Below are 23614 nucleotides of genomic sequence, written 5' to 3'. Positions count from 1 at the left end.
TCAACCCGACTGCGCCGTGTTTGTCGTTAATTTGACGGAGGAACTTGATACTTCATCTATACAGAAGCAGGAAAGACGAGTCTTTCACATTGTGGTGCCGCCAACCGCGTCCGCTTTTGCGGACGCGGTGCCAAAGATTACTAGCAATCAGCGGCGACGCGCAGCGGTAACTCCCCCTGCAGCACACAGCAACAGGGCAGCCGCAATGGCGGCGACACTACTATAGCCAGTAGACGCCAGTGCGGCCGATGCCTTAGATTTGACGGTACGCTTTGGTTCCTTAGCCTTGGCCTGGGTCTTTACGATCTGGTCAAGCTCCATCACAGTGCTCTCCACGCTATCGTCAATCTTCTGGTTAGCAGTAGCAGCCTCAATGGCGCCCATGACAGCATGGGAAACTTCGTCGATACGCTTCAGCAGTTCAGCTTTCTCATCGACGGAAAGATCCGTGCGATTCTCCACTGTCTCACGAGCCTTGGCAATAGCCTCATCAACTTTCTGCTTGGACTCGGGTTTCTTGACAGCCTTCAGCATCACGCCGAAGATCTCCTGCTTGCCAGCCTCAACAACGGCATCGGCTTCATCAGCCGAGGTCATACCGTCGATAGCCTCGTCAGCTTTTTGGCCTGCTTTCTTGATTTCCTCGATGGCGGCCTGCTTCTCTTCATCTGTAGCCTCGGTGGACTCATTCACCTTGTTCACCGCCATTTCAAGGGCTGCCGCGATGTCTTCATGTGCCTTATGTTGCGCGCTGAGCAGCTGAGCGTAAACGTCAAGCGCAGGAAGAATGGCACGCACGGCATCGCCCACGTAATAAGGATGGCCCTCAGCAAGGAAAGCCTTGCCGAAAGCGGCCACAGCCTCGTTCTTATACACTTCAGGGCTACCTACAACCGTTACGGACTTGCGAGCCTTCGCTGCCTTCTCGATCACGTGGTCGGTAATCCGATTCAGATTCTTGTTCTGCTCCTTTGCGTCATAAATAGCTTTCTTCTCATCATCGTTGGCCGGCTTGAAGTCGGCGGGTATCTTATCCCAGTAGGGAACGCCAGCAAGTCGCGGCTCGAACTCAGCGACGAACTTGTTCAGGAGGTCGATGTCGGCCTGAACGGCAGCCTTTTCAGGCGAATCAGGTAGACCTTCGATCAGCTTGGCAGCCTCCTTGGAATTCCACTTGCGCGCGTCGAGGTTCGCCATCACGTTTATGGCCCAGACCGCGTCAACGCTTGTGGCCGCATCGATCAGGGCTTCGACCCTCTTGGTGCGGGGGTCCGACTCAACCGGGTACATGCCCGCCACAATCTCGTCAAGCTCAATAGCGCTAGCAGCCGCCTTCAGCTTATTGATGTTCTCGTCAGTCCATCCGCCAGCAGCGTTCAGGTACTTGCTCCTCAACGCCTCAAGGCGGTCAGTCACATAGGTTGCAAGCAAGCTGTCAGCCTGGGTCTTCAGCTTCGCTGCGTCGTCAGCCGAGGCACCCGCATTCTTGAAAGCATCTGCCGTCACCGCAGCCTGTGCCGCCTCGACCGTCGAGGTATCAACCTGGGTATCATCAGCCCAAGCCGCACCAATCGGCAGAACCAAAGCGACCGTCAGAGCAACAGTGAATAGCTTCTCTCCCCATTTTGTCCTCATAATGTTCCTTTCTCGCAGCGACGATTCGACATGCCTCAGTGCTCATCGGTTTAAATCGGCTGACAAATAAAACTATTGGCACACTACACCTATGCCCCCCCCCCCCGGCAACTTTGAAACAGAATTTATTTTATATTTTTATGCTTTATGTAGGGGAATCTGCGTATTCCGCACGGGCACACATACCTTGCAAAACAGCGGCACTCCTCGGATCCATGATTTTGCACAGCAGATCCTCGTAACGGCACGCACGATACTCACGCACAGGTTTCCACTGACATTTGCAGCTTCGCAACCGCGCCAAATGCCGTACTCCCGTCACGTAGACGGCACCCACCCCTTCACATCAGGCCGATGTTGCGCCAAGCCCGCACAGCTATCGAATACCTCATCGACCGTGACTTTCGTAACAGGATTACCTACGAAAAGCACACCAAAGAAACACGAATACCACACCAAAAAGATGCGAGACTTATGAGACTTAAACGTTCAGCAGTTATTTACCGTGAACGTCCCAATGAACCACTTGGTGGAACCGAGTCACCTTCTTCAATCCGCGGTGGCGCATTACTACCAGAATCGCCCTCCGTATCAGGACGAGATGGCGTTGTCCCCCTGTCAGGTTGAGTAGGCTCAGATGGCAGCGCCGGTGAATTATTATTTCGTGAATCTTGGCTATTCCCACCGTTACTTTGCTCTGAATCTGCTGAATCAGTGCTCATAGGTTCTTCAGGCACTACCCTCGTATTCTTTGGCGGAACATACCAGGAAAAATCTTGAACCGACAAGCTCGAACGGACTGCTTTCATATAGTTCAACCACACATCCGTTGGCCAGGTATCACCAAAATACCCTTGAATACCACCAATATTTGTCAAAGGTACAGAATTACCATTCTCGTCAGTTTGATATTGGGAAACAGCTGTCACTAATTCCGGAACAAAAGCAACAACTACCGCCGAAAGCTGATCTTCTGAAGTCCCTGTTTTACCTGCGGTTTTCAAGCCAAGCTGAGCGGCCCCAATACGTGAAATTGTTCCTCGAGGACCCGTCACAGCCTCCAAAGCCGGCATAATTGAACTGACTTCATCCGTACTAAACACCTGATTACCACTAGTTGGTGCCACATATTTTTTATCACCTTCGGCTGAATATACCTCACGCACAATATGCGGGGCGATCCGCTTTCCACCATTTGCGATCGTTGAAAATGCGCCAGCAATATCAACATTATGCGGCGCAGCAAAACCTAAAGTATTTAATAATGTTGCTTCTAAACCACTCGTATTTTCTGGAATACCTGCATCAACTGCGGCCTTTAACGTCGCTGAAGGACCAATCTTCTCATTCAGTTCAACAAAAGCCGTATTTGCCGAATACTGCAATGCTTCAACCAATGTGACTCGTCCCCACGAACGGTTGAAAGCATTATTCACCGGTGCAGCCAAACCGGGGAAACGACGACCACTCGTGCTGTCATACATGTCGTACACAGAGCCACCAGCACGCGCATTTGCCAGCAAAGCAAAGACCTTAAACGTCGATCCCGCCATAGCGATATCTTGTGTCGCAGCATTTTGTTGCCGTAACTGGTAATCATCACCCGCATATTCAGCAACAATCTCACCTGTGCGCGGATCAACGGATGTTAATGCTGTGTGCATCGTTGATTTGTCCCAGCCTCGCACATCAAACATTGACTGCGCGGCCGCCACAGCTGCCTCTTGACGAGCCTTATCAATAGTGGAAATAATTCTAAGTCCACCAGAATCAATATCATCCTGAGTGAAATTACCTGTCGCCAGTAATTCAGCGCGGATTTGCTGAATGAGGTAACCATTCGTTCCAGTAAATGCAGAGCTTTGAACATCTGCTTGTGAAATAGTTTCAGGAAAAATTTGCTGTTCGGCCTCGGCAGGCGAAATCCACCCGTCCTCAACCATTAAATTCAGTACACGTTTCCACCGACTTTGCGCTTGCACCATATCCACTTCAGGATCCCACGCTGATGGGGCAGGAATAATACCTGCAATCATCGCCGACTCTGAAAGGGTAAGTTCTTTTGCTGAGTGCCCGAAAAATGCTTGTGTTGCCGCTTCTATACCGTAAGCACCACGGCCAAAGTAAATGGTATTAAGGTAATTTCCTAAAATTTCATCTTTACTTTGTTCACGATTAATTTTGATTGCAAGAACTGCTTCTTTGAGTTTTCCGAGGTAGCTTGTTGTTTCTCCGACATAATAGCGTTCCACGTATTGTTGAGTAAGGGTAGAACCTCCTTGACGTGTCCCTGTTGTAATATTCGTAACTAGTGCTCGCAGTATCCCTTTAATATCTATACCACTATTTGTGTAAAATGTGCGATCTTCTGAAGAAACGATTGCCTTTGACACGTAATCCGGTAAAGAACTCGTATCAATAATCTGTCTATTGACTTCCGATAAAGTCCCTATTTCATTTTCGCCATCTTGGTAGTAAACCTTCGTGGTTTGAGCTAAAGCAAATTCATCTGGAACAGGAACCGATGTCCTCAAATAGAGGAAAAGGAAAGTCCCTGCCCCTAAGAAAAAGAGAGCAAAAAGGCCGCACACGATGCCTAAACCTATACGTTTTGCCCAGTTTGGTTTTTTCTGCGCTTTTTTCTTTCCTTTATGAGGCACCGCAGTTTTTACCGGTGCCGTAGGTGGTGTGGCGCTATTTCTGATACTTCGACGAGTAGGAGCTTGAGGCGTACTCGATCGTGATGAGGATGTTTTCCTCTCACGTGGAGCCGCGCTAGCTGTGCCGGTCACACCTGTTTTCTTTGCTCTTTCACGCGCAGCTGCAGCTCGTGAAGGAAGCCGAGAGGATCCATCACCTGAGGCAGATGAATCTGAGCGTGTACGCGGCTTATTCGTATGATCGTTCGTGGGCACGTCATGCCTTTCGTCGGAAATACTCACTTCCAGACTAAAGCCACCAGCTCATTATTGCCGAAATTAATGCCCAATTAACAGGAAAATTCTGCGTATCCACACATACATATGTGCTATTTATTCAGTGTTTTCGTCGGATAAATCCTGTGTCACAGACCTATGCGAGTGTTTACGAGCACGTTTGGCTGCTGCTTGTGCTTCCCAGTGTGCCTGCTGTTTTTGGTATTCAGCAGCAATTTCACGTACGTCCTCTGATTCCCACCAGCGCAGAAGCTCCTCACGAGCTGCTTCTTGACCTAACGGACCGCGTTCCATACGCAACGACAGCAGATAATCTAAAGCCATTTTGACAGCTTTCGAGGGCCGAATCCCTAGGATCTGCATGACTTGACCGCCGTCCAGATCTGGGCGAATCGCGTCCAAGGCTTCTTTTTCACGTAAAGCAGCAATACGTTCTTCGAGGTCATCATAGGCCTGCGACAAAAATTGGGCTTTCCTGCGATTACGTGTCGTACAGTCTGCACGGGTAAGTCTGTGGAGGCGTTCAAGGAGGTCCCCCGCATCTGTCACGTACCGTCGAACAGCGGAATCAGTCCACGCTGATTCACCGTACCCATGAAAACGCAAGTGCAAAGCAACCAGACTGGAAACAGCCTCTGTTGTTGCTTTGTCGAAACGTAATGCTTTCATACGTTTACGTGTCATTTTTGCGCCGACAATTTCATGGTGATGGAAAGACACTGAACCATCTGATTCAAAGCGTCGCGTATCAGGTTTACCTACATCGTGCATAAGTGCCGCGAAACGCAAAATGAAATCTGGAGCCGGCACAGCACCATCAGCCCCTGTTTCTAAAGCAATAGCTTGATCGACAACGGTCAATGTGTGCTCATATACGTCTTTATGGCGGCGGTGTTCATCTGTTGTTTCACGTAGAGCAGCCACTTCAGGTAGGACAATATCGGCAACCCCTGTATGAACCATTAATTCGAGGCCGCGGCGCGGATGCTCAGAGATGATGAGACGTTCAAGTTCCGCTCGGATTCGTTCAGCCGAAACAATACTTAATCTGTGCGCCATATTTTCCATAGCGCACATCACGTCATAATCAACGTCGATCGCTAATTGTGCAGCGAAACGTGCGGCTCGCATAATGCGCAAAGGGTCATCGTCAAAAGATTGTTCTGCGCTCACAGGTGTACGCAAGCGCCCATAAGCCAGATCGACCAGTCCATCATGTGGATCAACTAAAACCATATCCGGTAATCGCATGGCCATGGCGTTCACTGTAAAGTCACGCCGAGTCAGGTCACCTTCGAGTGTGTCACCATATGTGACCTCTGGTTTGCGTGATCCTACTTCGTAGGCCTCTGTCCGATATGTTGTGATCTCAACGATCAGCCGTCCTTTACGGGCACCGATTGTGCCGAATTCTTTGCCGACATCCCAGGTTGCATCTGCCCAGCGGCTGAGGATTTCTTCTGTTCGTTCAGGACGAGCATTTGTTGCAAGGTCAAAATCGTGGGGTATTTTCCCTAAAAAAGCGTCACGAACAGGCCCGCCAACAAGGGCGATTTCTGCGCCTGCTTCAGTGAATACTTGGCCGAGTTCACGTATATGTGAAGGAATCCCCGCAAAAGCCTGTGTCGCATTTGCCATCAGTGAAGCAATACTGCGCTCGTTTGTCTTATCCACAGGGTTCCTTTCCAATGCAGAGTAATGCGCATGTGACGCTACCTTATACAACAGCACGTACTATACGTGTGTATCTGATGACATGCCGATTTTTCATCCCTGTTTTGTGAAATTGTGTATGCGCTTTGTTATGCGCTGTTCACGTATCGAAAAGACAAAAAGTGAGGCACCTAAATTTTTAGCGCAGTTTTCATGAAAACCTGCTATATTTCAACCTTTAATGCACGCTGTGTGATTTCTCAACTGACGATTCATGCGACTGTGCGCATTACCTGTTACCTGAGCGCGGTGACTGCAACTAGAGTGGAGATATGCCTACCCGTCCTATTGATCGTCGCATAGGGGTTCCTCAACCCCCGCGCCGTCATACCTCGGTGCAGGCAGCTTCCTCTCGGCATGCAGATCTGCCTGTTGCTTCTGAAACATCCGCCGGTGGAATTGTGGTGGATGTGCGTGACGGAATCCCTTACGCAGCGCTTATTGCACGACGAAATCGGACAGGTCGTATTGAGTGGTGCCTGCCCAAGGGACATTTAGAATACGGTGAAAGTGTCGAAGAAGCCGCATTACGAGAAGTCTATGAAGAAACAGGTATCCGCGGTCAGATCGTGTGCCCTCTTGCTTCTATTGATTACTGGTTTTCCAGCCCAGATCATCGTATCCATAAAATAGTGCATCATTTCCTTATGGCCTACCGCAGTGGAAAAATTTCAGTAGATGGTGACCCTGACCATGAAGCTGAGGAAGCCACATGGATGCCTCTGAAAGAAGTCAGTCGCTATTTGGCTTATCCAAATGAACGTCGCATTGTCAGCATTGCTCTTGATTTGCTGTATCGGAATATCTCATGAGTGCCGCGTTGAAAAGAAAACTCACTGCGCTTACCTGCCTGATATGCGTAATTGTTACGGTGTGTTTTCCTTTTCACCAGGGAAAAGCTGAAATCATAGATGACTCAAGGGCGTCATTCCCGCAATTACTTGGCAGCGGGGAGGATCATAGTCGAGGTTTAGCCCTCAGTATTGATACCGTACTCCCACGTGTAGTCACCTCAGCGGATCAAGTAAAACTCTCTGGCACTATAACAAATAAGTCACAGAGTCACATCACGGCTGTGCGTTTCATTGTTTTAACACAAACTGGCCCAATGTCCACTGTAACTGATATTTCTTCATATCTATCAGCTCAAAGCCCCGCCGGATATATCGCATGGCAAGAGAACCAAACTATCTCTTTAGAACCTGGACAATCTACCTCGTATTCCATTCACGTTCCCGCACCTTACTTCAGCCTTGAATCACCAAATGACTGGGGACCACGCGGCATTTCTGTCGCCGCATATTCAGGAGAACTTTCTGGCTCCGACCGCACTTTAATGATCTGGGATTCTGGAACAGATATCGACCCTGTAAAAGTCTCTTACCTGCTTCCTTGGACATCACAACTCACAACACGGTCAGAAGATGGGACACCCGCTCATTCACTCCCACTCTTACGTTCACGCTTACTGTCATTGACACAAATTCCTGGCGCAACACTAGCAATAGACCCTTCCGTTATTCCCACACATACGCAGCGCAGACCTCAAATATCACCGGACACTTCCACCCCCTCAGGGGAAGCAGCAGCGTCATCATCATATTTTTCTCTCACACCTGAGCAACGCACATTCTGGTCACAACTATTGCAACGCAGCTCATCATTTATCGCATTACCTCCCTACGATGCTGACATGGGCTTACCTGCAGCCATCACATCTGAAACCCTATGGTCGCTCATACGTGAAAGCACATCAGACCTATCACATTCTCTAGAAAATATTGCGCACACCGTCAATACCCCTGAATCAGCATCACAGCACACGCCTCAAACCAACGAAACTCCCTCCACTGCGCCACAATCCACTAGCGCACAATCCGACAGGAAAAATCCTGCTGACACTGAACCTGAAAGCACTCAGCCACACACGTCCCAATCAGGATCCACCCCTGCAACACAAAAATCTTTTATCGCACTGCCCCACATCATCACTGATGTGGCCTGGTCCCCCACATCCTTCGCCCTGCCTTTGACGCAACGCATGGCAAAAGGAACCACCATTGCTCCGCGCGGTGATTTACGTTCAGATACAGAACTCATTGGCGCTTCACGTGTGGAAATCACACCATCTGGGACAACATCAACACAAACACCTTCAACAGATACAAGCACTGTACTCACATCAATAAGTGATGTCGTTGACCTCATGGCCTGGACACCTGACACAACAGAACACGCATGCGATCAAAAGCAAGTCATCACAGCAATTACCGCGCTTATCGCTCGACAAAACAATCCGACAGAAAAAACTCTATTCATACCTTTTGATCGTGACACAGTACTTGATCCTGAACTTATTGATCGTCTAACCGTTATGGGATCACAACGCTGGGTCAGTCCTATTTCTTTCGACGACATGCGAAACACTTCGCCATCTTCTCTTGCGCGTCCCGCAGTTCCTGAAACCCCTCCCTCAACACACAAACTCGCTACGGCCGCCACGATCGGCCAAAGCGTTGAACGCGCTTCCACAATTTTTCGCGCACTCGAAGATTCCACATCGGCATGGAACATGCTCAAAGGCCCCGTTCTTTCCGCTTTCACACCTACACTCTCTGATTCGTCACAAGCCACTCAAAGCCTTGTCCTGTCACAAAAAGTAAATAAATGGGCATCTGCCATCTCCGTCGAATCTTCCACAACGATCAACCTCATCAATAAGAAAGCCTCATTCCCCATTGTTGTGCGCAACAATCTGCCGTGGGCTGTGCAACTGAAAGTGACCCTGACTCCTTCAGATCCTCGATTGCATGTACTTTCAGATACGTTAGTCGCCGTCCCCTCTCAGGCAGCAGCAACCGCAGAAGTCCCTGTTGAAGCCATCGGTTCAGGAAATATTTCCGTCACATACATTGTGAGTACTCCCGAAGGAGTGGTCCTCAATAATGCGACACATGCAACTGTGCGAATGCGAGCATCATGGGAGGATGCAGCCACAGCGGTCATAGCCACTCTTTTCGCCCTACTTTTTGTCGTCGGCCTCATACGAACTATTAAACGACGCAGAAAGTCCGCGCAACCTGCAGACACTCACGACGAATCACCGCAGACATCAGATTGCTTGTGCTTGACTTCTGCACAGGACACCTCAGAATCAGGCGTAGCACAAGGAAATCATGAACAAAGTAACGGAGAAAACTTATGACTGATACGTCGTCTGACAAGGACACGCCACGAGTAAAAAATTCTCTTTTACGTGACAGTGCTGTAATGGCTTCAGGGACTTTCATTTCCCGCATACTTGGCTTCATTCGTAATGCGCTCCTCCTCATTGTTATTGGCAGTGCCGCAGGTGGTGTTAACGCAGCCTTTCAAACAGCAAATACCCTGCCAAATACGATCTATAACATCCTTGCCTCCGGTGTTTTTGATGCAATTCTGGTTCCCCATATCGTCTCAGCGTTAAAAAAACGTTCCGGTGATATCTATGTCAATCGGCTATTAACGCTGGCGGGAACTGTACTTTTCGGTCTTAGTGTCGTCGCATTACTTATCGCACCGCTCCTCGTTATCATCACCGCAGCGGGATACGACACTGAGATCCGATCTTTAGCTATCGCTTTTTCTCTTTTATGCCTACCGCAGATCTTCTTTTACGGCGTGTATAACCTACTGGGTGAACTTCTCAATGCACGCGGTGTTTTTGGTCCGTATATGTGGTCACCTGTTGTCAATAATCTCGTGGCAATTGCAGGGCTTCTGGCTTTCCTTGGTTTGTGGGGTTCTTCTCCTGAGCGTTTCAATGTTGCTGACTTTAGCTCGGCCCAATTTTGGCTACTTGGCGGCTCAGCAACTTTAGGTGTCATCCTTCAAGCCTTGCTCCTGTTGTGGCCTATGAAGAAAGCAGGGATTCATTTCCGGCCAGATTTCCATTTCCGAGGTACTTCTTTTGGTAAAGCTTCCTTTGTAGCAAAGTGGACTTTTGCTACATTAGCTGTCAGCCATATCGGAATATTATCGTCAAATAACTTGGCTGCACTGGCTGATACGTGGGGGCACACACATGCGATACCAATTGTTGGAGTCAGCGCCGCAGCAACCGCCTTCATGGTTTTCATGCTGCCACATTCACTGATTACTGTCTCTTTGACAACAGCAGTTTTCACTCGAATCGCCACCGCAGCCAGCGAAAAAAATAATGCATCTGTTGCACGACACTATGATTCTGGAGTTCGTACAACAATTGTCCTCATGATGCTGTGCACAGCCATTGGCATCGTCGCCGCTGTCCCACTCATGCAAAGCGTGATGCTCACTCATACAAACACCGAAATAGTGCGCTCATATGCATGGGTCCTCATTGCTTTCATGCCCGGTCTGACTTCACTGGGTATTACGATGCTCAGCCAACGTGTCTTTTTTGCGTATGAGGATGCTCGGCCCGTGTTCTTCATGGGTATTATCCCAACACTCCTTCAAGTCATTGTTGGATGGAGCCTATACGCATTGACCGGAGCACAATGGTGGGTCATATGCGCAGCTTTCGCAGAATCATGTTGCCGAGTAACCCAAGGTTTTATTGCAATGAGCTGGGTTAAGAAACGTAATCCCCACGTGCGTTTACGCGAATTACACCGGTTATATTTTGTTTCTGCCCTGTGCGCTCTGGCATGTATCGTTGTTGGTTTTGCTCTGATCTTCCTCATGGGGATTGACACCGTTGTTTCTTCTTCGATACTGCGCCTGTTGATTTCCTTAGTGAAAATCCTCGTCATCACACTATGTCTAACAGTCCTATACGTTGTCCTTTTGCGTTTTGCCTTACCCCATGAATATGCGCGTTTAATAGGTCCATTCCTCAAGCATTTGCCTGTTCCAGCCGTTATTGCTTCATTCTTAGGCGCACCTGCAACCACGGGTAACAAAACATCTGATAACTCAAAAATGCTACCTGCCCCATCGGTCTTGAGGATTCTTCCCTCATTCATTACTTCCTTTGCTTTGTGGAAAACTCACGCAGACAAAGAAGCAGCCCCTTCTGATCCTCTTCAGTTCCATGAAAAAGAATCTTCAGATCCTGACCATGACGCACATGATTTCAGCACGTCCACCACATTTCATTCACATTTCCTCCGCAAAATCCACGTATCCGAGGATGCTGATAGCGTCGATACCGTGAGGATTACTCCTACACAAGCAGACACGCATCCTGTGCTTGTGGAAAAACCCGGACACGCCTCTGCACGTACTCTTTCTTCCTCATCAGCGCATATATTTTCAAATTTCGATCGCATAGTAGCGCCAAAGAAAGACTCTGCTACAGATTCGCTTTCTTCATCCTCACCTCATACTGCACATCCTTCAAAGGAAACCGCGCGCCCTTCATATTTCAACCCAACAAAACCCACCCTCATCATCGTTATTGTTACTTTGCTCGTAAGCATGTTGTGGGCAGTAATGACAGCTTTTGCACCGGTGAAATCTGTAGATGGTGATGACTTCCTTTCACCTCGTGCCGCTTTTCCAACACCGACAGAAACTCCTTCATCCGATGAGGCATCCGAATCTGCACAATCATCAGGAAGCGCCACTCCCACACCTGTTATTGATTCAGCGGCAGTATTTTCATGGAATGGAAGCGGTGACTTTGAGGAAGACGCACACCTGCTCATTGATGGGGATTCGCAGACTCGTTGGCATTCACGGTATTACGAGCTGAATAATTTCCCTGAAAACGACACCGTGACATTGCTTTTCACCCTGAAAGAACCTACCAGTCTTTCTGAAGTCACGATGAGCATGGATCCGTCCACCACGGGCGGTGAAGTGATTTTACGTGCAGTAACCCCAACTTCTCCTCGTGAAGGTACTCTATTAGCTTCTTCATCTATGGGTCCGACAACCGTTTTAACCGCTGAAAGTCCCGTAGAAACACAAGCTTTTTCCTTGTCATTCCGAAAAATGCCTACATCTGTCGATGGTTTACCGTGGGCATGGGTAGGTGAAGTTACTGTGAAGTAAAAGGAAGCGCACGCTTTCTTCACGCAAAACAGCCCTCTAACATCCGGACATATGAACCTATGTCTGCAGCACAAGCGCGGATGTTCCTTACTCAGATCTCTGCTCGTAAGAGTTATACGCATATAGTCGGGGTGCGCATTTCATTGTTGCTCTTTCCTGCTAACAGGTTTTCCAGCGGCGCGATTGAGGGTTTGACTCACTCCCCTACGGATAGGGGAAATCCTAAAGTTGGCATAATTACATATAAGTCACATGCGGCAGGTTACAACAGGAAGAAAGTAGCTAAGGACTGATACATTGGCCGCACGCATAGGAAATACGCGGATCAATTGTGTGGACTTTCCCTGTTCTCGCAGATAAGTGTGCTCTGTTGATCCACTCAGCTAATGAATGACTTTGGAGGTCCATATGACTGACACGCCTACTATTCATGATGTTGTGATCGTGGGTTCTGGGCCAGCCGGTTATACGGCAGCTATTTACACTGCCCGCGCAGGTCTACGTCCTGTCGTTGTTGCTGGAGCTATTTCTGCTGGTGGTGCTTTAATGACTACCACTGAGGTTGAAAATTTCCCAGGTTTTCCTGATGGAATTCTTGGTCCTGATCTGATGGATAATATGCGTGAGCAGGCCGAAAAATTTGGTGCAGATATTCGTTATGAGGATGCTTCTGCCCTGAATCTGGCAGGTGACATTAAAACGATCACGCTTGACGATGAGGTTCTTCATACTCGTGCAGTCATCCTTGCGACAGGTTCGGAGTATCGAAAACTTGATGTTCCTGGGGAGCAGGAGTTATCTGGTCGCGGGGTTTCTTACTGTGCGACATGTGATGGTTTCTTTTTCCGTGACAAGGAACTCATCGTTGTAGGTGGCGGTGATTCTGCAATGGAGGAGGCCACTTTCTTAACGAAATTTGCTTCTAAGGTCACTGTTGTTCATCGTCGCGATCAGTTGCGTGCATCTCGGGCGATGATTGATCGTGCTGAGGCTGATCCGAAAATTGAATTTGTGTGGAATAGTGTCGTCAGCGAAGTGTTGGGAAGTGACTCTGTGACGGGAGTTCGTTTGACATCCACCGTTGATGGTTCGTCATCTGAATTGTCATGTGATGGTGTCTTTGTTGCTATTGGTCACTTGCCGCGTACTGATCGCTTGGCCGGTCAAGTCACTTTAGATGATGCTGGCTATATTGTTGTTGACGAGCCTTCCACTCTAACCGGTGTTCCTGGTGTTTTTGCGTGTGGTGACGTTGTTGACCACACTTACCGGCAGGCCATTACTGCGGCGGCTTCTGGTTGCCGCGCGGCCATTGATGCGGAGCATTGGCTGGCTTCTGTACGGTAGATACCTCTTAATATTCGCAGTGAACAGGTATGCCACTTATCCTCATGCACGTCCCCTATGTGGCTGATGTCGCATTCTTATCGGACGAGTGGCACACTTGTCATTGGTCTTTTATTTGCCAAGAGCGACCTAGCCTGTCTGCGTGAATCACATTGTGCAGCGGTAAGGTTCCTCGTATGAGATACACGAGATAGAAGGACGGTGCTGTGAGTACAACAATGCACCCGCATGGTGACACGAACGGTAATAGGTTAGACCCTTGGTTTGATGCTTACGCCGAACGAGCTCACAATTTACGCGCCTCGGAAATCCGTGCCCTTTTTTCCGTTGTCTCCCGTCCTGAAGTGGTGTCACTTGCGGGCGGTATGCCTAATCTTCAAGATTTACCTTTGGAGCGCCTTGCTGATTCTGCGCATAATTTGATCCTGCATCATGGTACTCAGGCTTTGCAATACGGTTCTGGTCAAGGGTGGGAACCTCTGCGCGAGCAAATGGCAGAAATTATGACCTATGACCATATCATTGGTGCTGATCCTGATGACATTGTGATAACGACAGGTTCCCAACAGGCTCTTGATCTGATGGCGGAACTTTTCATAGATACTGGGGATGTTGTTTTAGCGGAATCACCATCGTATGTGGGCGCTTTAGGTTGTTTCCGTGCTCGTCAAGCCGATGTGGTCCATGTTGAGATGGATGATGATGGCATTATTCCTGAGGCATTGGAACAGACGATTGCTCGTCTACGTGCGCAAGGGCGCACGCTGAAGTTTTTGTACACTATTCCGAATTTTCAAAATCCTGCTGGTGTTACGCTGTCTGAGGAACGCAGACCCATCATTACTGGGATATGTGAACGTGAACATATCCTCATTTTGGAAGATAATCCTTACGGGCTCTTAGGTTTTAATTCAGATCCTTTACCAGCTTTGCGTTCGTATGCTCCTGAAGGGGTTGTGTACCTAGGCTCTGTGTCAAAGATGTTTGCTCCTGGTATGCGTATTGGTTGGGCGTTAGCGCCTCACGCTATCCGAGATAAGCTTATTCTGGCTTCTGAGGCGGCTATTCTTTCGCCTACTATGTTTGGTCAGATGTTCCTGTCGCAGTATCTTGTTGACTATGACTGGTATGGGCAGGTGAAGTCTTTCCGTCATATGTACAAAGAACGTCGTGATGCAATGATGGATGCTTTGACGGAATATATGCCTGATTGTCACTGGACACGTCCTGCGGGCGGGTTTTACACATGGGTGACATTGCCTAGCGGTTTGGATGCGAAGTCCATGTTGCCTCGTGCGGTGCGTGCTCAGGTTGCTTATGTGCCGGGTACGGCTTTCTACTATGACGGTCAGGGGGCGGATCATATGCGTCTTTCCTTCTGTTATCCAACCCCTGAACGTATTCGTGAGGGTGTGCGACGTTTATCCACTGTGGTGAATGCGGAAAAGGAATTGGTGGATATGTTTGGTATTTTGCCTGAGGAAAATACTTCTTCCCGTGGTACCGAGATGCGCTGATGTGACTCACGCAAATCTATTTTGTTACAATATAATCATATAGTTTATACGATCATTGTGAAAGGCACTGGATATGGCGTTGAAAGTCCTCATTATCGCAGGTGGCCTCACGCATGAGCGTGAAGTTTCTGTTCGTAGTGGACGTAGAGTAGCCAACGCGCTCACCCAATGCGGACATACTGTACGAGTAACCGACCTAGATCGTGATTTCCTCGCAACTTTCCGTGATTTTGCACCTGATGTCGTATGGCCGCTCGTACATGGTTCCGTCGGTGAAGATGGTTCACTTCAGACCCTGTTAGAAGCCTTGAACGTGCCCTTTGTTGGGTCATCTTCCATTCAGGCCCAGCTTGCTTCAAATAAACCAGCATCAAAAACTTTGCTGGGAGCCGCGGGGATAGACACACCCGGATGGATGGCGCTTCCCCAAGTCCTCTTTCAGCAGCTCGGCGCGAAAAATGTACTCGATAGCCTCAATGAAGCTATTTCCTATCCCGTAGTCATTAAACCAACGGATGGTGGTTCTGCACTCGGTATTTCACGCGCTGATGATGCACAAGCATTACGTAGTGCAATGGTGGATGCATTCGCTTATGGTGAGCATGTCATGGTGGAAAGTTTTATTTCTGGACGTGATATTGCTGTTTCCGTCCTCGATCTTGATGATGGTCCACGCGCTCTGCCTCCTGTAGAAATTGCAACAGACGATGGTGCTTATAACTATGATGCTCGTTACACGACAGATACTGCTCAATATTTCGTGCCTGCACGTCTTGATGAGGAACAACTGAAGGATGTGTGCGACGCAGCCATTCATGCACATACGGTGCTGGGCCTACGTGATCTGTCACGCATTGATTTTGTTATTGACCATGCTGGCACCTGCTGGTTTATTGATGCGAATGTTATCCCCGGAATGACAGATACTTCTCTATTCCCGCAAGCAGCTGAAGCAGCAGGATCATTCATTCAAACATGCGCAGATATTGTTGAATTCGTTTCCCGTAGATAGGCACATATGTGCTTATAGCGCACAAAATGCCCTGCGTTAATGCGTGAATAGTTGTTCTGTACTTTTTACTCACGTCAGCTCATCTGTAGCCGTTATGTGCCCGTTTATCGCTGTTGAGTTTTGGTGTTTTACCATTTTGTATCGCATATTGCTTTACGCCTGTTATTTGTCGTAAGCAAAAGCTTCGATACCACCAATGTATTACGCTGCTCACGTGCTATAACGACATATATAGAATTGGTGTTCCATACTCCGTACCCACATATTACATCTGTACTAGGGACGAATTTTCTGTAGAAAAGATCAGTTGAGCTTTATATAAGCTATAATATTTTAACCCTTTACCAAAAGACGTTTTTCCGTCTTGTTTTTATATTTCTGATGTTGCAGTGTGACCGTATCGCTGCAATATTTCACGGCTTTCTTCGCTGCCATCCCACAATAATGTGGACATCCCCAAAAGCTCAGCGCCACGTAAATTTTCTTGACGATCATCAATAAAAAGTACATTTTTCGGAGGAATATTCAGCTTTTCTAACGCGCTACGATAAATCGCACGGTGCGGTTTACATACACCAATCTCAGCCGAAAAAACGGCAAAACTAAAGTAGGTATTGAACCATTGTGTTGCTCTGATTGCTTGAGCAATTGCATGGGGAGCATTGGAAAGAATCCCGCAGGCGATTCCCGATTCGTGAAGTGTCCTCACTGCTTCCACAGTGAATGGACTTGCTATTTTCATACGTTCAGTATCGGTATCAATTAAGCGTTGTAGGGTGTGCTCCTCAATTTCACCAAGCCCACAATCACCGGCTACTCGATCCCAGAATTCTTTATCCGTACACCCTTTATCGTAATCATCACGATGTGCCCACATCGCGTGATCGACAAGGGAAATACTCCCATGATCCTGCGCATCAAAACCAAGAATCTGCGCGATATCCGCAGGATTTGGCCGCGTATTAACGAGGACACCTCCCACATCAAAAAGTGCCACGTATTGATTCGTGCGCCCGATCATCTTCTTCTCTTTATTATCCACGTGATTTAACTTGTCTCTATTGTGCGACGAATAAAGTAAATACCAACACTGTTGTGAGGCTTTTAACTTTTAGAAAAGGATTCGCTAAATTCTAGTCTCTGCTCAGGGAAAATTTTAGTTCTGTCTGCCTCGAATAAGGTCCGCAATTCTTTGCAAATCTTCTTTCCCAGCAAATTCGATAGTAATTTTCCCTTTCGTGCGCCCCTCTGTCACAGTTACACGTGTCTCGTAGATATCTGCCAACGTTTCCATAATATTTTGCGCAAGTGGACTTAATGTTGCTTGTACGGTCTTCTTTTTCGTAGGTGCGGCTTTTACACGTCCCAGTCGAACCAGTTCTTCAGTTGTTCTTACGGACAAGCCTTCAGCCACAATCCTATCTGCAAGTATTTCCATATCACGTGAATCATTCAAGGAAAGTAGGGCTCTTGCATGTCCAGCAGAAATCACCTGTGCAGCCACCTTATTTTGTACTGTCGGAGGTAACTTCAACAAGCGTAATGTATTCGTTATTTGTGGCCGTGAGCGCGCGATCTTCCTCGACAATTCTTCCTGTGTAGCCCCAAAATCAGCCATGAGCTGTTGATATGCTGCCGCTTCTTCCAATGGATTAAGTTGTGCTCTATGTAAGTTTTCCAGCAGAGCATCCCGTAATAAATCCTCATCTTCTGTTTCACGGATAATCGCCGGAATAGTTTCAAGGCCCGCACGTTCACAGCTTCGTAAACGACGCTCGCCCATAATGAGTTCAAAACGTGCTTCCGGTTGTGCTTCAATCAGTTCTTTGAGTCGATCAGAAATTTCGCCCTCAATACGCAAAGGACGTACGATGACCGGTTGTAATACTCCAACTTCCTTAATTGATGCAACCAGTTCTTCAAGTTCATCTTCATCAAATACTGTTCGTGGCTGACGACTATTTGGAATAATGAGATTCAGGGGAAGTTCCGCATAGGTAGCTCCCGGTACGGTGGGAAGATCTTCCTCATTTACTAATGTTTCACGTGAAACATTTTCTGACTTTTCTTCACTCAATTGAGATTTTCCAATATTTTGTTGTGAAGTAGTTTCTGTAGCATTCTGTGAAATTACTGTGCCAGCAACTAAATCAGAAGAATTTTCTATCTCATCGACAGAAGTAGCTCCAGAATCCGAAAACTGAGCTTTCTTTTTATGGGAGGAGGATAGGGGAGATGTAGTTCCTACTGAACCTGAAGTTTTCTTTGGACGAGGTGAAAGTAGATCACGTGCCGAACCGCCACGAGGAATCGAAGATCCTCGATTATTTGCAGGAATGATTGCATCAATTGGTCGAGCTTGAGCTACTGCTTCTTCTGTAGGAATCTGAGGAATAAGGGCACCCAGACCTTTACCTAAACCAGTTCTGCGTGATGTCTTTGCAGATATTCCTGAGTGTTTTTCCTGAGCCATTATTCCCCTATCTCACAAAAGTACCTCTATTCTTGCACGCCCTTGCTCGGGTTACATCCTGAATGTTTCACGTGAAACATTATGCACATACTCATTATTTACTATTGACACTCATTCGGTTTCCTTGATATATCGAGGAAACTATTGATAGTTCACATAAAACATATGAATACCGTAAGTCATTAATAGTTTCCTTGTTCTATAAAGATTTCTTAGGACTAGTAGTAGTGTTCACCTCAATCAGTGCCTATAAATCTGAAATTAACAGTCAATCGAATGGAGCCAATGCACAAGCACAAAGAATTACAGTGACCCAATTCCCCTAAGATAAACATGCTGTATCTGAACACATATACTTAATTAGAGGCTACTCATTTCTCAGAAAAACAGTTCCAGAGTGATAAATCATTCTCGAGCGATAACATGCGATGCGTAATTACTGTACTCGCATTCGTCACATTTCTAGACAATAAATAGCAAGATATAACGCCCAAGATACCTTTCTACTCCTATGAGTATGGACCAAAACCCTTCATCTAGCTTCACACAAGTAAAACATATCCCTGAAAAAGTGCTCTGCTCTGTGCTCGTAGAGGTAGGCCTGAGATAACTGCACCAGCACAACAGGACAAGACGTATATCTTTATTTCCTCTAATCCTATAGTTGTATCTTCCTCAAAGGTCATATTCACCAAGCACTCATATGCGACGAAAGCTATGACACATCCATACATCTGCTCATGACGACATATGTTTCACGTGAAACATTCACAAAACTCTCTATGCATTGTGTAGGCATCTCAGAAATTCACCAAGTGATTTTTCTACAATGAAAAACCATCATTAGTGCGATGGAAAAAGTTTCTGTGAACAAGTTATATTTGCAGAATCATGAAAATAGTCCGCTGAACTTAGCCCTGTTTTTCAGAGAATCTATTTATCATTTATTCACGTCAATTTATGAATAGTCACTTCAGATAGAGCAGCAATCAGTAGATCCCACAGCACGTAGAATATCTTTACCTGCACGCACTACTACTAACGCTGAAATGATAATCCCTAGCAAGTGGAGAATTTACATACTGCGAATCTTCACTGCATCACATATATCTACAGACATATAGGCTCATCGCTTAAAACTTCCTTTCTTCCGTATGTATCTTCTGAAAGGATCTGCTTCCGAAATATACGTAGCAGGAAGTTTATTCTTTTACTGCTTTCTTCCCCAGAAATAGGGAAATGAGGTCACATACGCCCGCAGCAAAAAGACATACAAAAGCAACGTAGAACACTGAACTGTGCAACGGACCGTGCATAATAAAGGCAGCATAGATAAAGTCGCTACCCATAAGTAACGCGGCACATAAGCAAAAAACATTCACTAAAACTTGAAAGACTCTACGCATAATACTCCCTTATTTGTTTATGCAGTAGCTATGTTTCGCGCACTCAGTTGAAAAGCCACTTTTCCACCCTTGGTATCCAGAAACTCCGTATATACCTCCGATAGGATAAGTTGCAATAACGGCAGCTGTAATAGCCCAACCTAGTTTTCCGTTCCATTGGCTCCATGTGATTTGCCCTGTTGCTGCTCGGGCAACACCATCGTCATACCCTGCTTTATAGCTACCGGCTACAGCGGCCACAACTGCAGCAACTATTGCGGAATAGGGAACTACTTCTGGATGTGCTGCTACACTTTCCGTTGTCAGTTGCGAATAATCAGCTGTCGAAAAGTTATCCTCTGTAGCTGATGCAACGCCCATTGATGAAAGCGTACAGGCGCAGACCAATGAAAGCGCTGTGAATGATCTTATTAACACTTTCATAAGATTCACCTCATAGTGAATAGACGGGGAAAGAATATTAACCATATCACATTAACATGAAAGTGGCCTATCAGCTCTATATAAGAGCTGTCAGCGGTTTCGATCTGCGAAATTTTCTAGGTATCTCTCATGCGACTTCATTAACTATTCCGCATACACAACTAGTGGCATCCGTATGTTTCACGTGAAACATTCAACCTGTTTCTGTAGATGTCGCTCTATACGAAAATGCGATCGCCTACAGAAACAGAAAGAAAGAATCATCAGAATTCAACAGATTCTGTTTCATTATTAGGGGATTCATATTTCAGGACATCGCCTGGCTGACATATCGAACCCCAGATATGGCTTCACGTGTGATAACAATTCCCACAGAACGCAACATATAAGTCCATTGTGACCATACAAATGCAGGTTCTCATGCGCAATTTCTTTGAAAAAAGCCAAAATAATCAAAATAGCAGTGGCAGACCATCAAAATACCTATAACTACGTAGATAGCAGCATAAGCATTTTCTCAGATATTCATATGCCTACATCGACGAATATATGAAATTAAAACAATGAATATCCTATGAATTATAGGAATTCATACTTCCTGTTCTCCCTATCAATCAACAAGGGACAGGCACAGGTGCGCATCATATAAATGCGCGGAATAAAGCAAGTACCAGCAGCCCTTAAAACACCGTCAGCGTTTACCAGCGATGACTTAACTCTAAAGCCGCTTTGCGATAAGCCAAAGCACCTGTGCTGCGACCGTCATACGAAATAACAGATTGCCCATAAGAGGGTGCCTCAGAAATACGAACAGAGCGAGGAATCACTGTATCTAAAACAAGTTCACCGAAATGCTGACGCACTTCATTTTCTACTTCCTGGGACAGTCGAGTACGCCGATCTGACATCGTTAAAAGCATGGCGCCTACTCGAAGACCAGGCTTCAGGGAAGCACCTACTTTTTCGATAGTTCCCCACAACTGACTTAAACCCTCTAAAGCATAGTATTCAGTTTGAATAGGTATCAATACTTCATCAGAAGCTACCAAAACATTCAAAGTAACTAATCCGAGTGAAGGAGGGCAATCAATAAAAATAACTTCAACATCCGGATCTGATTCCACAAAAGAAGTCAGCGCATCTGCAAGAGCATATTCACGACGCTCCATCGTGACCAACTCAATTTCTGCACCTGACAGATCAATCGTTGCCGGACACACACGCAGATTTTCCACATCAGGACACACCTGCATAACGTCAGCCAGTGATGCCTCACCAATCATCACGTCATACAACGAAGCAACACCCGAATTATGTTCCACACCCAAAGCGGATGAAGCATTACCCTGTGCATCCGCATCAATAACTACTGTGTGCAGACCGGCTTGAGCCATTGCAACAGCGAGGTTAACAGCAGTCGTTGTTTTACCTACGCCACCTTTTTGATTAGCAACAGCAATAACACGAGGAGAGGACGGGTGCCCAAAAGCCACATTTTCCAACAGCTTACGGTCACGCATATTCTGTTCAAGTAATGATGATAAAGGGGTATTCTGCGCATCATATTCACTCACTATGACCTATCCTCCTTTATAACCATCAACTCACGAATAATGCCAAAGCGAACTATCCGCAAAATACACAGTTTCGCATCGCGGTCCACTCACAGCAGAAAACCGCGATACACCAGCGCAACAACGTCACCCTCGCGTATACGAAACACCACAACTTTACATGAATACAAGGATGGGCACACGAACACATCCCGCACAAAAGAACGTTACATGGTGTAAAAAATACATTCCCTCACACGCGGCGGCACACAACAACGTAAGTCGCTTCGTCTTCCATCACACTCGGCACTTCATGGATCTGCGCACTCAGATGATGGCGACGCAGCTCCGCACGAGCATCCTCAACTTCGATAGGGGCTTTTCGGCCTTTCAAAGCAACCAAATGACCACCTGGCGCAATAAGTTTCGATGTCATACGCACAAGCTTTGACATATTCGCCACCGCTCGTGCAGTAACCACGTCAGCTTTCCCTTTACCACGCAATTCTTCCGCACGAGCCTGATGAATCGTGACATTATCCAAACCGAGCGTATCAATAACATCTTCAAGCCATTCGCAACGACGCTGCATAGGCTCAGCAAGATGAAAATCTAAATGCGGTCGAGCAATTGCTGCCACAATACCTGGGAATCCTGCACCCGAACCAATGTCAAGAACCTGCCCTTTTTTCGGTAAGAAATCAAGGATAGCTGCAGAATTAACAATATGACGCGACCAGAGGCGCGGAACTTCACGCGGTCCGATAAGGCCACGAACTTCGCCCTCGTCCTGAAGCATCCTCACAAATTCGCAAATATCATGAAATGCCAAACCAAAAAGATCACGAACAGCCGAGGTAGGTACTTCTGCATGTACGTCGTCAGGAAAATCTGCGAAATTTTCCACGAAAGCATCACTGGGTACGTGCTCTGCTTCATTTACCATATGAAATACCTACTGACTCTGAGGACAATAATCGGCTAGGCCTCTTTTGAATGTGCCGTGTGAAATCTATGAAAATATGACAGTACTCAGTCGTTTTCATGAGTATCGTTATCTGCCTCATCAGATTCTTCCAGAGGCAAAATAACTACGCAGCGATGAGGTTCCACGCCCTCAGATTCAGAGGTAAGTCCCGCTGCAGCAACAACGTCGTGGCACACTTTGCGTTCAAAAGGATTCATCTCTTGTAAACGCTGAGGCTCTCCCGTAGCACGCAGACGTGTAATAGCTTCCTCTGTGAGGGCACGAAGCTGAGTTTTACGACCAGCACGGTAGCCTGCAATATCAAGCATTAAACGTGAACGTTCACCCGTTTCTGTTTGAACCGCAAGGCGAGTCAGTTCTTGTAAGGCATCAAGAATTTCACCCTCATTACCAACAAGACGTTCTAAAGAGCCGCTCTGTTCTGAAATAATTTCCACAGAGGCCCGACCATTTTCCACGTCGATTTCGATGTCACCATCAAGGTCAGCAATATCGAGAAGTTCTTCAAGATAATCTGCAGCGAGTTCGCCTTCTTCTTCAAGTCGAAGCATTTCTTCTTTAGTAATTTCGCTCATCTGTCATACTCTCTG

Annotated in this window: 15 protein-coding genes; 6 read left to right on the top strand and 9 right to left on the bottom strand. The window is 47.0% G+C overall.

The annotated features are described in order from the left end of the window. Positions 1 to 147: 147 nt before the first annotated feature. The 3 genes from LRP54_RS06265 to LRP54_RS06255 form a co-directional block, all read right to left on the bottom strand. A complete protein-coding gene (locus tag LRP54_RS06265) occupies positions 148 to 1635 on the bottom strand; it encodes a DUF1542 domain-containing protein (RefSeq protein ID WP_231235403.1) in 1488 nt (495 codons plus the stop codon). A 500-nt stretch (positions 1636 to 2135) separates the two neighbouring features. Continuing rightward, a complete protein-coding gene (locus LRP54_RS06260; RefSeq protein WP_231235402.1) occupies positions 2136 to 4550 on the bottom strand; it encodes a transglycosylase domain-containing protein in 2415 nt (804 codons plus the stop codon). Positions 4551 to 4667: 117 nt separating this feature from the next. After that, a complete protein-coding gene (locus LRP54_RS06255) occupies positions 4668 to 6209 on the bottom strand; it encodes a CCA tRNA nucleotidyltransferase (protein WP_231235461.1) in 1542 nt (513 codons plus the stop codon). A gap of 347 nt (positions 6210 to 6556) precedes the next feature. Between LRP54_RS06255 and LRP54_RS06250 the strand changes: the two genes are divergently transcribed. From LRP54_RS06250 to LRP54_RS06225, 6 genes are all read left to right on the top strand, one after another. Then, positions 6557 to 7096 (top strand): NUDIX hydrolase, encoded by a 540-nt coding sequence (locus LRP54_RS06250; protein ID WP_231235401.1) that lies wholly within the window; start codon positions 6557 to 6559, stop codon positions 7094 to 7096. Continuing rightward, positions 7093 to 9489 carry a DUF6049 family protein gene (locus LRP54_RS06245; protein WP_231235400.1) on the top strand — a complete coding sequence of 799 codons (2397 nt, stop codon included), beginning with the start codon at positions 7093 to 7095 and terminating at the stop codon, positions 9487 to 9489. The genes LRP54_RS06250 and LRP54_RS06245 overlap by 4 nt, the downstream gene beginning before the upstream one ends. Next, positions 9486 to 12305, top strand: a complete 2820-nt coding sequence (gene murJ / locus LRP54_RS06240) for a murein biosynthesis integral membrane protein MurJ (RefSeq protein ID WP_231235399.1) — start codon at positions 9486 to 9488, stop codon at positions 12303 to 12305. The genes LRP54_RS06245 and murJ overlap by 4 nt, the downstream gene beginning before the upstream one ends. 408 nt (positions 12306 to 12713) lie before the next feature. After that, positions 12714 to 13652, top strand: a complete 939-nt coding sequence (gene trxB, locus LRP54_RS06235; RefSeq protein WP_331274744.1) for a thioredoxin-disulfide reductase — start codon at positions 12714 to 12716, stop codon at positions 13650 to 13652. Positions 13653 to 13870: 218 nt separating this feature from the next. Next, a complete protein-coding gene (locus LRP54_RS06230; RefSeq protein ID WP_231235460.1) occupies positions 13871 to 15169 on the top strand; it encodes an aminotransferase-like domain-containing protein in 1299 nt (432 codons plus the stop codon). A gap of 73 nt (positions 15170 to 15242) precedes the next feature. Further along, on the top strand, positions 15243 to 16181 hold the full coding sequence (locus tag LRP54_RS06225; RefSeq protein ID WP_231235398.1) for a D-alanine--D-alanine ligase family protein: 939 nt from the start codon (positions 15243 to 15245) through the stop codon (positions 16179 to 16181). Positions 16182 to 16551: 370 nt separating this feature from the next. On the opposite strand, the gene LRP54_RS06220 is transcribed toward LRP54_RS06225, so the two are convergent. The 6 genes from LRP54_RS06220 to LRP54_RS06195 form a co-directional block, all read right to left on the bottom strand. Continuing rightward, positions 16552 to 17178 (bottom strand): HAD family hydrolase, encoded by a 627-nt coding sequence (locus LRP54_RS06220; protein WP_231235397.1) that lies wholly within the window; start codon positions 17176 to 17178, stop codon positions 16552 to 16554. A 159-nt stretch (positions 17179 to 17337) separates the two neighbouring features. Continuing rightward, entirely contained in the window at positions 17338 to 18654 is a 1317-nt protein-coding gene (locus tag LRP54_RS06215) for a ParB/RepB/Spo0J family partition protein (RefSeq protein WP_231235396.1), read from the bottom strand. A gap of 1415 nt (positions 18655 to 20069) precedes the next feature. Continuing rightward, positions 20070 to 20420 (bottom strand): hypothetical protein, encoded by a 351-nt coding sequence (locus LRP54_RS06210; protein ID WP_231235395.1) that lies wholly within the window; start codon positions 20418 to 20420, stop codon positions 20070 to 20072. 761 nt (positions 20421 to 21181) lie between these two features. Further along, positions 21182 to 22003: a ParA family protein gene (locus tag LRP54_RS06205; RefSeq protein ID WP_231235459.1), complete on the bottom strand. Its 822-nt coding sequence runs from the start codon at positions 22001 to 22003 to the stop codon at positions 21182 to 21184. A 286-nt stretch (positions 22004 to 22289) separates the two neighbouring features. Then, positions 22290 to 22982 carry a 16S rRNA (guanine(527)-N(7))-methyltransferase RsmG gene (rsmG, locus tag LRP54_RS06200; RefSeq protein ID WP_231205741.1) on the bottom strand — a complete coding sequence of 231 codons (693 nt, stop codon included), beginning with the start codon at positions 22980 to 22982 and terminating at the stop codon, positions 22290 to 22292. 86 nt (positions 22983 to 23068) lie between these two features. Next, positions 23069 to 23599, bottom strand: a complete 531-nt coding sequence (locus LRP54_RS06195; RefSeq protein ID WP_231205742.1) for a Jag family protein — start codon at positions 23597 to 23599, stop codon at positions 23069 to 23071. Between the last annotated feature and the right edge of the window lie 15 nt (positions 23600 to 23614).

It is taken from the genome of Schaalia sp. lx-100 (assembly GCF_021083625.1).
In the GTDB taxonomy this organism is placed as follows: Bacteria; Actinomycetota; Actinomycetes; order Actinomycetales; family Actinomycetaceae; genus Pauljensenia.
Note: the sequence above shows the minus strand (reverse complement) of the source record. Positions and strands in the feature narration are given on the sequence as shown.

Excerpts from the sequence above, each read along its gene's own strand:
- LRP54_RS06215 (WP_231235396.1), bottom strand. The coding sequence starts at position 18,654 with ATGGCTCAGGAAAAACACTCAGGAATATCTGCAAAGACATCACGCAGA.
- LRP54_RS06195 (WP_231205742.1), bottom strand. The coding sequence starts at position 23,599 with ATGAGCGAAATTACTAAAGAAGAAATGCTTCGACTTGAAGAAGAAGGC.
- LRP54_RS06205 (WP_231235459.1), bottom strand. The coding sequence starts at position 22,003 with ATGCGTGACCGTAAGCTGTTGGAAAATGTGGCTTTTGGGCACCCGTCC.
- LRP54_RS06250 (WP_231235401.1), top strand. The coding sequence starts at position 6,557 with ATGCCTACCCGTCCTATTGATCGTCGCATAGGGGTTCCTCAACCCCCG.
- LRP54_RS06230 (WP_231235460.1), top strand. The coding sequence starts at position 13,871 with ATGCACCCGCATGGTGACACGAACGGTAATAGGTTAGACCCTTGGTTT.
- LRP54_RS06225 (WP_231235398.1), top strand. The coding sequence starts at position 15,243 with ATGGCGTTGAAAGTCCTCATTATCGCAGGTGGCCTCACGCATGAGCGT.
- LRP54_RS06265 (WP_231235403.1), bottom strand. The coding sequence starts at position 1,635 with ATGAGGACAAAATGGGGAGAGAAGCTATTCACTGTTGCTCTGACGGTC.
- LRP54_RS06210 (WP_231235395.1), bottom strand. The coding sequence starts at position 20,420 with ATGGGCGTTGCATCAGCTACAGAGGATAACTTTTCGACAGCTGATTAT.
- LRP54_RS06255 (WP_231235461.1), bottom strand. The coding sequence starts at position 6,209 with ATGGCAAATGCGACACAGGCTTTTGCGGGGATTCCTTCACATATACGT.
- rsmG (WP_231205741.1), bottom strand. The coding sequence starts at position 22,982 with ATGGTAAATGAAGCAGAGCACGTACCCAGTGATGCTTTCGTGGAAAAT.
- murJ (WP_231235399.1), top strand. The coding sequence starts at position 9,486 with ATGACTGATACGTCGTCTGACAAGGACACGCCACGAGTAAAAAATTCT.
- LRP54_RS06245 (WP_231235400.1), top strand. The coding sequence starts at position 7,093 with ATGAGTGCCGCGTTGAAAAGAAAACTCACTGCGCTTACCTGCCTGATA.
- trxB (WP_331274744.1), top strand. The coding sequence starts at position 12,714 with ATGACTGACACGCCTACTATTCATGATGTTGTGATCGTGGGTTCTGGG.